This is a genomic window from Rothia similimucilaginosa, from assembly GCF_029850985.2.
Lineage (GTDB): Bacteria > Actinomycetota > Actinomycetes > Actinomycetales > Micrococcaceae > Rothia.
Genome location: NZ_CM138149.1, coordinates 1,760,893 through 1,773,496, shown reverse-complemented (window position 1 = coordinate 1,773,496; position 12,604 = coordinate 1,760,893). Strand labels below are relative to the sequence as shown.

Below are 12,604 nucleotides of genomic sequence, written 5' to 3'. Positions count from 1 at the left end.
TATTCATACAGAGATCCTATCTGCTGTGATATGACAGTTGTCATCTAGCAACGGCACATGCGGTACGGGGTACCAACCGCAGAAAAGAGGATGCTGTGACCGAGCAGAACAACGCAACCCTCAAACCAAAAGCTTCCGAACAGGGAGAACGACTGCACCGTGGCCTCAGTAACCGCCACATCCAGCTGATTGCCATCGGTGGCGCCATCGGCACAGGCCTATTCATGGGCTCCGGCCGTGCCATCTCCCTCGCAGGCCCCTCCGTGATTTTCGTTTACATGCTCATCGGCGCCTTCATCTTCCTGGTGCTGCGAGCTATGGGTGAAATCCTGCTCTCCAACCTGAAGTACAAGTCCTTCTCCGACTTCACCACCGACCTGGTCGGCCCCATGGCCGGGTTCTTCCTCGGCTGGTCCTACTGGTTCATGTGGGTGGTCACCGCCGTCGCGGATATTATCGCAATTGTTGGCTACCTGCGTATGTGGTGGCCCGACCTACAAGCCTGGATCCCGGCGCTCGCCGTCATCGGTGTTCTGCTGACCTTGAATCTGGTATCCGTGAAGAACTTTGGCGAAATCGAATTCTGGTTCTCCATGATCAAGATTGTCGCTATCGTTGCCCTGATTATCGTTGGCGGCGGCATGGTCGCTGTCGGCTTCACCTCACCCAGTGGCGCTCAGGCCTCTTTTGCAAACCTCTGGAATGACGGCGGCATGTTCCCGAACCACTTCATCGGCTTCCTTGGCGCATTCCAGATTGCCGTCTTTGCGTTCATGGGCTCCGAGCTGGTTGGTACCACTGCCGCAGAAACCCAGGACCCCGAAAAGACCCTGCCCAAGGCAATCAACGCCGTACCGGTACGTATTATGGTCTTCTACGTGGGTGCACTCGTCACTATCCTGATGGTTACCCCCTGGCGCCTCATCAGCCCCGATAAGAGCCCCTTCGTGGCCATGTTCACTCTGGCGGGCTTGGGTATCGCCGCACACATTATTAACTTTGTGGTGATTACCAGCGCAACCTCCTCAGCGAACTCCGGTATCTTCTCGACCTCGCGTATGGCATTCGGTCTGGCACGCGAGCGCAGCGCCCCCAAGTTTCTGGGCAAGATCTCTAAGAACGGTGTGCCGCGTAACGCGCTGTTCCTCTCCGCCGTGATGCTGCTGTCCTCCATCGTGCTGCTCTACGCGGGTGACTCGATTTCTCGTGCGTTTAACCTGGTTACTACCGTGGCTGCGGTGCTGGTGATTTTTGCCTGGACTATGATTATGGTCAGCTACCTGATGTACCGCAAGAAGTTCCCCTCGCGCCACGAGAAGTCGCACTTCCGCCTGCCCGGTGGCCGTTTCTCCGCGTGGCTGGCGCTGGCGTTCTTTGCCTTCACTATCGGTGTTCTCACCATGGATGAGGAAACCCTCATGGGTCTGCTTGCGATGCCCATCTGGTTCGCGATTCTGGGCATCGGCTGGTTCTTCAAGCGCCGCGCTGATGCACGCCGCGAAGAGGCAATCTCAACCCGCACCGCACAGATTGCGATTGTGGAGGCGTCCGAAATTTTCTCGGCACGCTAAGCAACCATGCTAAGCCGCGCCGACTATCGGCCCGGCTACCAGCGCATGCGTAAAGCCCGCGCCGCTACTCTTTCAGGGTAGGTGTGCGGGCTTTTGCTATCTCTATCGATGAACCTGAGAGGCGCACGGGAGTGTGTGCTTAGACGGAATCCGTCTCCACCTCTTCAGCCAGCGGGTCCTCATCATCGGTGCGGTAGAAATCCCAGCGTTCACAACCGCAACCAGAACGCATCGCCTCGATGACGGCGGCAGCAGCCTCCAGTGGGTCGAGCGCGTGCAGGTTCCACAGCGCATGCACCGGCACCGGGTGCCTCCAGCCGTGCTCCTGCAGGAACTCGGGGTCAAAGGCGGGTAGCGCCTCGGCGGTAGGTTCGAGCTCGCAGAGGAAGCCGGTGGGGGAGCGGAAAACCGTCACCACGGGGGTTGGGTCGGCGTCTTCCAGGCAGGCGCCGTCAAAGAAGTAGTAGGTGCTCAGGCGGCGGTTCCAGGCAAGCTGAGCGAGGCGTTCGCCGAAGACTTTCACCGTCTGCTCCCACTGGGTGCGGTGGTACGCCGCCAGGTCGGTGTGGGCGGTTTGCACCACGCCGATGCCCTGCTCGGTGAGTTCGCGGGCGCTCAGACGCGCGGGCTCTGCGGGAGCGTCCGCGGGGGACTTCTCCGGGATATCCAGCTCTGCTAGTTCTGCTTCGGTCAGCTCAGCGTTACCCAGCTCAGCATTGAGGAGCTCACGCTCCTCCGGGGCACTTGACTCAGCGGCGCTCGCCTCAGCGGCAGCTTCGTTTGCTTCGTTCCTCCTCCACAGGCGCAGCTCGCGGGCAATCTGTACGCGTCCGCGATGCAGGGTCGCCTGCCAGGAGCCGAACTTGGCGCGTACCGCTCCCAGGGGCGGCACCTGCTCAATGAGTGTGGGAATGGTAGACCAGTAGCCGTAGTTTAGTGCCGTCGGTTCGCGGTCGTAGCGGGCACAATAGCTCAAAAAGAGGCTCAGGATCTTCGGCGCAAAATCCTCGGGTACCGAGGTGGCGTCAATGTACCACTCGTTTTCGAGCGCCTCCGCAGGATAGATGCCGGTACGGAGCATACCCAGGGACCAGTCGCCGTCGCCGAGGTAGTCGTTTACCGTCTGCGCGGGGGCAGGCCACGCCGATTCGCCCTCCATGCTGGAGGCAAGCAGGGTGTATAGGCTACCGCCCTCGGTGCCGATTTCTTTCACGCCGCGCTGCCGGATGTCCTCGAGGGTCTGCGCGTACGCCTCTTCCTCCAGCTGGGAGTAGGGGTGCGCGGCAAGGTACTTGAGCGTTGCGCCAATCTTCGCCAGGATGGTGGCGATGTCTTCGCTATTGAAGTGGCGCGCCTCCAGCGCGGGTGGCAGGTCATGGATAATATCGCAATCAAGAATTAACGCCGCGTACTCGGGCTCCGGGGGCAGATCGTAGGCTTCCGCGAAAACATACCAGAGGCCGCAGGCGAGCACCGTGTAGCTTGGGGCCTCTGCCGTGACCGGGCCAAACTGCCAGATGCCGGAGTTCAGCGCATAATTCAGGTGCTTCTTGTTGATGCGCGGGTACAGAAAATTGAGGCGGCGGAGAACCTGGGTAGGGGTTAACCCCAGTGCGGCGAGTTCAGCGATGAGTTCCGCGTACTCGTCGTGAAAATCTAAGTAGCCCTCCGGAGCGTTTGATAGCGCGGCTCGTTCGCGCATGGGTCCCTCTTTCATCTGCAGGATGTGGCAGCACCTTGTCGTACCGTGCCGCCGAACCCCTGAACGTATGCACGCAGATAAGGGTGTTTGCGTGATGTGAGGCCGCCACTTATCTGCACGAATGCGAGATATTTTTTTAAAAAATATGCTCTTTTATCTAAATTTATCGCTGAAACTTAGCACTATTCAAATATATGCACCCTTAAAACGGTTTCTTGCGGAAAGATGACAAAGTTGAGCGCACCCACAGGGCAAAATGTGGTAAAGACTCGTAATCTGCACTAGAAGATGCGGTGGAAAAATACGTTTACCCGCACCCGCAAAGACATGCAAAATACGCCCCGCGCTGACTCTACCCTCAGCATCACCGGTCAACCCATGACCCGCGGCGAAATATGCGAAACTGGAGGGATGAGCGAACACCCCCTCCCGAGTAGCATCCGCCCACGCGCTGGCCAAGATACCGACCACGCCGTAGGCCGAACCGCGCACCGCAAAAAACACGAAACCGGCGGCACAGCTGAGCAGCCTGCCGAGCACCTTATGAACGTGCTCGCTGTAGAAACCGGTATTGCGCCGCACCGCATCCGCGCAGCCGTGGCGCTACTCGACGCCGACAACTCCGTACCTTTTATCGCCCGCTACCGCAAAGAAGCAACGGGCGCACTCACCGACACCCAGCTGCGCACCATCCAGTCGCGCCTGGGCCAGCTCCGCGCCCTCGAAGAGCGCCGTAACCGCGTGCTCGAAGCGCTCACCGAACGGGCCGACGAAGGCCTCATCGACCCGCTCACCCTGCTACAGCTGCGTTCCTCGCTCATGAACGCCGCCACCATCGCAGACGTAAACGCCATCTACGCCCCCTACCGTAGTGAGCGCGTGACCCGCGCCCAGATGGCGCGTGCCGCCGGGCTTGATTCCCTCGTCGAAGACCTGCTGGAGGTGCCCCTCGCCGAGGCGCATGCCATTGCCGCCGCCTACATTACCGACGGCACCGAGTCTGAGGACGAGGACGAGGGTATTGAGGCTGCAGAGGCAGACGAAGCCCTGCAGATTCACAGCGCCGAAGAGGCCCTCGACGGTGCCCGCGCGATCCTGATTGACCGCGCTATCACCGACCCGGTGCTGAGCGAAAAGCTCCTCAAGCGTTTGCGTGAAGGCGGTGTGATCGAGTCCCGCGTAATTGCCGGTCAGGAAAACATTGGTGCGAAGTTCTCCGACTATTTTGCCTTCTCGGACCGTATTCGTTCCATTCCGCCCCACCGCGTGCTGGCGCTGCACCGCGCCAAAGACGCCGGCGTGGTACGTCTCAAGGTGGATGTGGCACCAGCCCCCGTGGCGCTCAGCCGCCTGCGTGGTGCCGCCCGCGCCGAAGCTGAGGCCGCCGCCGAAAATTACGAGAACGTCCGTTCTGCATACGAGCGTGAAGTTGCCGCCGCGCTACGCATCCCCGTGCAGGTGCTCAACACCGTCGATGACGAAGACCGCGTACTCGGCTGGCTCGCCGCCACCGTCCGCACCGCATGGCGCAACCACCTGCGCTCGCGCCTTGCCGAACGCATCCGCCACCAGTTACTCGATACCGCCGCGCAGAACGCCACCGAGGTGTTCGCCTCCAACCTGCGCGATATCCTGCTCGCCGCACCCGCCGGCCACAAAACCACCCTTGGCCTGGACCCGGGCCTGCGCCACGGCGTGAAATACGCTGTGGTCGACGGCACCGGTGAGCCGCTGTGCGTGGGCACCGTCTACCCGCACGCCCCGCGCAACCAGTGGGCAGAAGCCCTGCGCGAGCTTGCCGCCGCCTGCCGCGAGCACGGCGTGGAACTCATCGCCATCGGCAACGGCACCGCAAGCCGCGAAACCGACAAGCTCGCCAGTGAACTAATCCGCACCCTGCGTGAGGAAGGCGCAGAAGCACCCCAGAAGGTGACCGTCTCTGAGGCGGGCGCCTCCGTCTACTCCACCTCCGCCCTCGCAGCCGCCGAGCTGCCCGATTACGACGTGACCGTACGCGGTGCCGTCTCCATTGCTCGCCGCCTACAGGACCCGCTCGCCGAGCTCGTCAAAATCGACCCGCAGTCCATCGGCGTGGGCCAGTACCAGCACGACGTGCCGCCCGCCGCCCTGCGCCGCGCCCTCAACGACACCGTCGAAGACTGTGTGAACGCCGTGGGTGTGAACCTCAACAGTGCCTCCGTGCAGCTGCTTGCGCACGTGGCGGGCGTGGGTACCGCAACCGCCGAACGCATTGTCGCCTACCGCACCGAACACGGTCCCTTCGCGAATCGTCAGCAGCTGCTGAATGTGCCGCGACTGGGCGCGAAAACCTTCCGTCAGGCGGCAGGATTCATCCGCATTCGCGGTGGTGAGGAGCCGCTGGACGCCTCCGCGGTGCACCCGGAAGCTTACCCGCTCGCTCGCCGCATTATTGCCGATGCGCAGGCATGCAATGGCGCCCACTGGGTTGCTGGCGCCCTGGGTACTTCGGGTGGTAGCGGCCCGCTTGCCGGGCTGAATCCCGCCGACTACGTGCAGGACGGTCACGAACAGGACAGCCACGTGCCGGAGAGCGCGGAAGCCACCGCCGGCGTGTACACGGTCGAGGACATCTTCACCGAGCTACGCCGCCCCGGCCTGGACCCGCGCGGTAGCTTCCGCACCGCTCGATTCTCCGAGTCTGTCTCGCGTTTCGAGGACGTGCGCCCCGGCATGGTGCTCGAAGGTACCGTCTCGAATGTGGCGGCATTCGGCGCGTTCGTGGATATTGGTGTGCACCAGGACGGCCTCGTGCACATCTCGCAGATGAGCCGCGGCTACGTGGCGAACCCGCACGATATTGTGCGCAGCGGCGACATCGTGCAGGTGCGCGTGGTGGAGGTTGACCCGGCGCGCCGCCGTATCTCCCTCTCCCTGCTGGTGGAGGACGAGGACTAGCGGCGAAAGATAAGCTGCCGGGCGCTCGCTAAGGATAGCTGTAGAAAAGCTATCCAAGCCGAGAACTCCAATCCGAGAACGAGCGTTCGCTAAAACTTAATCCTGAGAACGCAATAAAGCCCCGACAAGCACTATCTGTGCCTGTCGGGGCTTTAATGACGTGAATTTTAAACTCTAGGCCGGGGCTATATCTTAGAAATCAATGTTCGCCGGGTCAGCGCCAATACGACCCTCGGGGCTGGAAAGCGCATCCACAGCCGCGATGTCCTCGGCAGTCAGCTTCACGTTCACCGACGCCAGGTTCTCCTCAATACGGGAGGGGGTCACGGACTTCGGGATAGCCACGGTGCCCTTAGCCAGGTGCCACGCCAGCACGACCTGCGCGGGGGTTGCGCCGTGACGCTCCGCAATCTCAGCCAGCACGGGGTTCTGCAGCAGGTCGCTACCATTGCCCAGCGGGCTCCACGCCTGAGTTGCGATGCCGTATTCAGCGTGAACGGCGCGCAGCGCCTCCTGCGAGAAGTAGGGGTGCAGCTCAACCTGGTGGATGACCGGAACCACGCCGGTCTCCTCGATAATCTCGCGCAGCTGCTCCTCGGGGAAGTTCGAAACACCAATGGAACGGACCTTACCCTGCTTCTGTAGCTCAATCAGCGCACGCCAGGAATCCAGGTACAGGCCCTGCTGCGGCTTAGCCCAGTGAATCAGGTATAGGTCAACGTAGTCGGTGCCCAGCTTCTCCAAGGAAGCCTCGAAGGCCTCGAAAGCGCTCTCGTAACCCTGGTCAGAGTTCCACAGCTTGGTGGTGAGGAAGATATCTTCGCGAGCCACGTCGGAGTTAGCGATAGCGCGGCCCACCCCCGCCTCGTTGCCGTAGATAGCGGCGGTGTCGATATGGCGGTAGCCGGTTTCCAGGGCGGTGCCTACAACCTTCTCGGCGACCTCGTCCTCAACCTGCCACACGCCGTAGCCCAGCTGCGGAATGGTTCGGCCGTCGTTGAACTTTACGTTGGGTACGTTGTAGCTCATGGTGCTCCTTTGGAATCTATGGGGGAGGCGGTGCCTCCGTAAGTAGTCCTACAAGGCTACGCTTCAGAGCCTCCGGTTGAGAAGGGCCGCAGCAGAATCGGGTGTGAATCTAGCCCGAGGCGTAACCAAGTGACGAAAAATGACGGGTGCCAGAGATATCAGCAGGATCGAGGGCTACCGCTCAGGCTGGGGGCGGCTACCGTTCGACACCCGGCGCAAAGAGCTCACGCACATCCTCAGCCGTCACCGCCGCGGAGGCGAACTCGCCCTCACCGACCACCGCATCGAAGAGCGCAGCCTTCGAGTCCTTGAGCTGCATGACCTTCTCCTCAATCGTGCCCTCGGCGACCAGACGGTAGACATGCACCTCCTTGTCCTGGCCGATGCGGTGAATACGGTCCACCGCCTGCTGCTCGGCGGTGGGGTTCCACCACGGATCCATGATGAACACGTGGTCCGCCTCGGTCAGGTTCAGGCCGAAACCGCCAGCCTTAAGCGAAATGAGGAACACTGGCTCCTGACCGCTCGTGAACGCCTCGATGACCTCGGCGCGGTTGCGGGTCGAACCGTCCAGGTACAGGTGACCGATGCCCTCCTCCGCCAGGCGTGCCGAAATGCTCTTCAGATAGCCGGTGAACTGGCTGAACACCAGCACACGGTGGCCCTTCTCGAGCAGGTTGGGTAGCTGCTGCACCAGGTAGTCGCGCTTGACCGACGACACCCCGGCGTAGGCTTCTGGGTCAATCAGCGCGGCATCAAGCGCCAGGCGGCGAAGCAGGGTCAGCGACTGGAAGATCGTGAACCGGTTCTTGTCCATATCCTCCAGCAGACCCAGCACCTTCTGACGTTCACGCTGCAGATGCGTGTCATAGATGCGGCGGTGACCGGGAGCCAGCGGCAGGTTCACGCGCGTATCGTTCTTCGCCGGCAGCTCTGCTGCCACCAGCTCCTTGGTGCGGCGTAGCATGAGCGGGCGGATGCGCCGGCGCAGACGAGCAGCCGTCGCCGCGGCGTGCGCCGGGTCCTCACCGGACTCCGCCGGGCGAGCGTACAGGTCACGGAACGCACGGGCGGAGGGGAACAGGCCGTCCGCCACAATTGCCAGCAGCGCCCACAGCTCCATGAGGTTGTTCTCAATGGGCGTGCCGGTCATCGCAATCTTGGTGCGGGCGGGCATCGCGCGGGCGATGGACCAGGCGCGGGTGCCGGTGTTTTTGACGAATTGCGCCTCGTCCAGCAGGAGCGCACCCCAGCCCTCGGGTGCGGACTGCTCGCCCGTGAATTCGTCAACGGCGCCGCCCAGCGTGCGGGCGTAACCGGTGTATGAGTCCTCGTCCATGCGTAGCAGCGTGTAACTGGTCAGCACCAGGTGCGCCCCTGCGATGCGCTCAGCCAGCGGGGTCTTACCGGCGGTGGTTTCGGTAATAGTCACGACCTTCGCCTCGGGCAGGAAGCGTGTCGCCTCCGCCGCCCAATTGGTGATGACGGAGGTCGGCGCAACCACGAGGAAAGGCATAAACGGCTCGATGCTCTCGCCGCGCTTTGCGGCACGTTCGGAGACTGCACGATGCTCCTCAATTGCGTGGGCGAGCAGGGCGAGAGCCTGCACGGTCTTACCCAGACCCATATCGTCGGCGAGAATACCGCCCAGACGCTGCTCGTACAGGAACGACAGCCACTGGAAACCCTCCACCTGGTAGGGGTGTAGGGTCGCCTGTAGACCGGTGGGTACCGGGCGGTGAGCAATAACCCAGCCGGGAGCCTTCTGGGATGTGGGGGAATCCTGAGTTCCCTTGTCAGAGGGTTTTTCAGTGCTCTCTTTGGCATCCTCCAGGCCCTCAACCAGCTCCAGTAGCGAACGTACCTGGGCATCCCACCGCGCGGTCGTATGTACGCTCGCCGCCAGTGACTCCAGTTCAGAGAACAACCCTGCCTGGTGGCGGTTAATGCGTAGCTCACCGCCCGCGTCGTCGAGTTCGTGAGCCTCCGCAATGAGGGTGCGCAGGGTCTTAAACTCGGGTCGACGCAGCGAGAAGTATGTGCCGTTGCCGAGCAGGATACGGTCCGCCCCGCGATCTAGCGCCTCAAAAATCTGTGCGAATGGCACGGTCCAATGATTGACCTTTACCGCAATGCCCAGGCCGAACCAGTCGCGAGAATTGCCCTCGCTCACGATGATTTCAATGAGCGCGTCAGTTGCCTCCACGAACTGTGGCGGGGTGCCGTTAAAACGTACCTGAACAGCGGAAACACGGCGAAGCTTCGGCAGAATTGCGCTGAGTAACTCGCGGGTTTCCCACCCTTCGATGCGGTGCTCCTCCAGCCCGGAAAGTGCTGGGTGGGCGGCAAGAATGGCGCGCACCGAACGCAGTACGCGCGCCTCAAAACGCTCATCGCGAACCTCGCCACCCTCTTCACCGGGGTAACCGAAAACGGGCAGGGACTGCACATCGGAACCGGCCGCAGGATTCTGCGCGCTTGCCTCCTCGGTGCTGTCCTCAACGAAGGGGTTCAACGGGTATTCCCAATGCCAGCTCAGCTGTGCGTCGTGGCGTACCTGCTTGTCAAAGCTGATGTCAAGCACCAGATGCGGCGGCTTCACGCGCGGCAGCCCCAGCGCTGGATCGGGGGTTAGCGAGGGAATAGAACGGCTGAGCGCGGGCAGGTATTCCTTCTGGAACGTGGCGCGTTCCGCGGCGGGAATATGCACGGTTCCGGCGCTAATGAGCGATTCGGAGGCGGCATCGAGTGGCTCGACCAAGGGGATAAGCGCCAGCTCCATACCCTCGGGCAGTTCCGGTACGGCGGGGGAGGAACGCACCCGTTCACCCTGTGCCGGGTTAATCTGTGCGTGGTGATTCTGCGCCGGGTTGATGGTCGGGGCAGAGAGCTCAGCAGATACCTCCCGCGCGTCCTTTTGCACGAAAGATTCGCGGCCCACTTCATCCAGCGCGCCGGGGCGGGTGGTTTTCCAGTGCACCGCCTTTGCCGCCTGCTCGTACTCCTGCTGAGCGAGCCCGCCCAGGGCAAAGAAACCGGTACGTGGGGTGCCGATGGGGTGGCAGTGTGCGGCGGGCAGCCAGAGCTGGCGCAGCAATTCGCCTTCGCGTCCTTCCCAGCTGAGCGCCGCTTGAAGTTGCAGGCCGGCGCCTTCTGCGTGCTTCTCAGCGCTGGCGTGCAGGCGCACCTGCGCCGGGCTCAGTACGGCGTAGTTCACTTCGCGACCTTTGATCAGCAGGGGTAGACCAATATCCTCCGCGCGGGCGAGTACGTCCCAGAGCAGAGTGGATGCAGATGCGCTCATCGAGATCCAGTCGCGGTGTGAGGAATACATGTTCTGCCAGGGGCGGGCAATCGAGTAGAGCTCGGCGAAGAATCGTTCGTGTTCGGGGTAGATTTCGTGCCGTCCGACGGGTCCGCCCACGCTGGAGGCGAAGGTTTCCCAGCTGAGTCCGCCCTTGATCCAGCGCCCGGTCTTGGACGCCATGAGCGGGCGGGCGAGCAGGTTAATGCTGGGGGTTGCGCCGGGCATATTGCGGCCGCGCGCGTAGGATCCGGAGACGCTCAGCGAGAAATCCAGGGCGCCGCTCACGCGTATGGAGTCAATGCCCGCAAGGTCCTGACGTGCGGAAAGAACGGAGGAAAGGTTACGGCGCCAGGCAGAAATCTTGGAGATGGAACTATCGAGCACGGTAGGGGAAGATCCCAGGTCGTTGAGCGCAAAGCTTCCCTGAGGGTTTTCGGGCTCGGTAGTTTCCACCTCAGGTGCGGGTAGCTTCGCCGCGGTGGTGAGTGCACCGGAGGCGCGCAGTGCCGCGAGCGGATCGGCGGACTTCTTCACCTCTACCACGTCCTTAGCGTTGGTCGCGGGCACGCCGACCGGTCCGGGGTGTTCGCTGAGTGCCTTTTTCGCTACGGAGGCGCGGTCGAGCGCGGTGAGCATGAGTGCTACGGCGTGCTTGCAATCGGTGAGCACGGGGCAGGTGCAACGGGCGGTGAAGGTTGCGGACCCGCTGACGGCGGGGAAGAAGCGAACGGTCACTTCGTAGGGGATGATGGTACTTCCGTTGACGAGCCCGGTGAGGGTGTGCTCATCTTCGTCGTAGCTGTAGCGGATGACTTCGCGGTTGCGCTGGTAGGTGACACCGCGCTGGTAGGTGCGGTGCCCAGCCTGGCGAATGATCTGCGGTACGGTGACGGGAATTTCGGGGAAGGGGTTGTTGGCGCTCACCAGCTCATTATCGCGTATCGTGTGGGTTTGTGCCTTGTCGCCGGTCATTTGATAGCAGCTGGTGGCTGGGGCGACTATTGAGCGGTGGTATGGGGCGTATTTCGTATTTTTGGTGGGGAGTTTTTAATGCATAAAAACACCGGTATTCACATAAGACATTCCGCATAGTATCAAAATTTCCTCCATTTAAAACGTTCTCACAAGCCAAAATGCTAATACTCTAAATCTCTTTCAAAAAACGCTTTACTTAACTTGAGAAGATGCTGTAAGCTAAACCCAGCTTCAAGAGTTTCGACTGATAAGCTCCGACTATGGTCGAACGCCAACCCCATGTTCACGGGTGGCTCGGATGACGAAGCGGTTTGTATTCACCACCGGAATAACCGGAGGTAATTGGTACAGACAAGAGCAACGCGAAAGGATCGCGCCACTCACGGCGCAGGTTGTCATATGTACAACGGCTCTGCAACCGAAGCAGCAATCTCTCTGAACCCCTCCCGCTCCTACCAGGAAAGCCTGCGTGCCGCAGCTGTCCCCGCGCGAGGCGGATACACCGCAGTCAGCATTGACGATTACTCCCGCATTTCTTCTAAGCGCGACGAGTTCCTGAACTTCCTTCTTCTGCCGAACCCCGAGGGTATCCCCGCTATTGAGTACGCCGGTCTGCGTGTAGCGTAGCATTAGGAGTATGAATTTCTCCGGTATGCTCCTGGACTCCGACGTTTTGGCAGAGATCCGTAAGGCGGATCCTGACCCCGCCGTGGTCGCTTTTCTACGCCGCCGCTCGTTCCGACATATGTACATTTCTGTGCTGAGTATTGGCGAGCTGAAGGGTCTGTACCCCTACCCGGAAACTGATCGTTGGATTACCGAACTTCTTGAGCGATTTGGCGACCACGTTATTAATGTGGATGCGCGTGTGAGCCTCGAGTGGGCTGGTCGTCAGGCGCCGCTCGGCGTGCATGCCGTGGGTCGTGATGATGCCGGTCCGTTGCCTACCGCCGCCCTGGAGGGTCTGATGGCGGCGAGCGCGAGTGCTTATGATTTGGAGCTGATTTCTTCTAAAGCTCAGGTGTACCGCGCCTGGGGTGTTCAGGCTTCCAACCCGTGGACTGAGGAGTAAAACTTTGCCGG

The 12,604-nt window shown here is 61.5% G+C and carries 7 protein-coding genes and 1 riboswitch; of the genes, 4 read left to right on the top strand and 3 right to left on the bottom strand.

From position 1 onward, the window contains the following. Positions 1-95: 95 nt before the first annotated feature. Positions 96-1,571: an amino acid permease gene (locus QFX07_RS07285; RefSeq protein WP_279754267.1), complete on the top strand. Its 1,476-nt coding sequence runs from the start codon at positions 96-98 to the stop codon at positions 1,569-1,571. Positions 1,572-1,710: 139 nt separating this feature from the next. On the opposite strand, the gene QFX07_RS07280 is transcribed toward QFX07_RS07285, so the two are convergent. Continuing rightward, entirely contained in the window at positions 1,711-3,273 is a 1,563-nt protein-coding gene (locus QFX07_RS07280; protein ID WP_279754268.1) for a dehydrogenase, read from the bottom strand. 411 nt (positions 3,274-3,684) lie between these two features. Between QFX07_RS07280 and QFX07_RS07275 the strand changes: the two genes are divergently transcribed. Then, entirely contained in the window at positions 3,685-6,210 is a 2,526-nt protein-coding gene (locus QFX07_RS07275) for a Tex family protein (RefSeq protein WP_279754269.1), read from the top strand. Positions 6,211-6,402: 192 nt separating this feature from the next. On the opposite strand, the gene QFX07_RS07270 is transcribed toward QFX07_RS07275, so the two are convergent. Then, positions 6,403-7,239: an aldo/keto reductase gene (locus tag QFX07_RS07270; protein WP_279741709.1), complete on the bottom strand. Its 837-nt coding sequence runs from the start codon at positions 7,237-7,239 to the stop codon at positions 6,403-6,405. 196 nt (positions 7,240-7,435) lie between these two features. Beyond that, positions 7,436-11,518 carry a DEAD/DEAH box helicase gene (locus tag QFX07_RS07265; RefSeq protein WP_279754270.1) on the bottom strand — a complete coding sequence of 1,361 codons (4,083 nt, stop codon included), beginning with the start codon at positions 11,516-11,518 and terminating at the stop codon, positions 7,436-7,438. Positions 11,519-11,750: 232 nt separating this feature from the next. Beyond that, positions 11,751-11,885: riboswitch (SAM riboswitch) on the top strand. A 35-nt stretch (positions 11,886-11,920) separates the two neighbouring features. Here QFX07_RS07265 and QFX07_RS07260 point away from each other — a divergent pair. Together QFX07_RS07260 and QFX07_RS07255 are read left to right on the top strand one after the other, a co-directional pair. Further along, complete coding sequence (locus QFX07_RS07260) at positions 11,921-12,148, top strand: hypothetical protein (RefSeq protein WP_005506796.1); 228 nt, start codon at positions 11,921-11,923, stop codon at positions 12,146-12,148. Between the two features lie 10 nt (positions 12,149-12,158). After that, entirely contained in the window at positions 12,159-12,593 is a 435-nt protein-coding gene (locus QFX07_RS07255) for a PIN domain-containing protein (protein WP_070686192.1), read from the top strand. The last annotated feature ends 11 nt before the right edge of the window (positions 12,594-12,604 follow it).

What these genes read in the sequence shown, in the direction of transcription:
- QFX07_RS07280 (WP_279754268.1), bottom strand. Translation starts at nt 3,273, where the DNA reads ATGCGCGAACGAGCCGCGCTATCAAACGCTCCGGAGGGCTACTTAGAT.
- QFX07_RS07275 (WP_279754269.1), top strand. Translation starts at nt 3,685, where the DNA reads ATGAGCGAACACCCCCTCCCGAGTAGCATCCGCCCACGCGCTGGCCAA.
- QFX07_RS07270 (WP_279741709.1), bottom strand. Translation starts at nt 7,239, where the DNA reads ATGAGCTACAACGTACCCAACGTAAAGTTCAACGACGGCCGAACCATT.
- QFX07_RS07265 (WP_279754270.1), bottom strand. Translation starts at nt 11,518, where the DNA reads ATGACCGGCGACAAGGCACAAACCCACACGATACGCGATAATGAGCTG.
- QFX07_RS07260 (WP_005506796.1), top strand. Translation starts at nt 11,921, where the DNA reads ATGTACAACGGCTCTGCAACCGAAGCAGCAATCTCTCTGAACCCCTCC.
- QFX07_RS07255 (WP_070686192.1), top strand. Translation starts at nt 12,159, where the DNA reads ATGAATTTCTCCGGTATGCTCCTGGACTCCGACGTTTTGGCAGAGATC.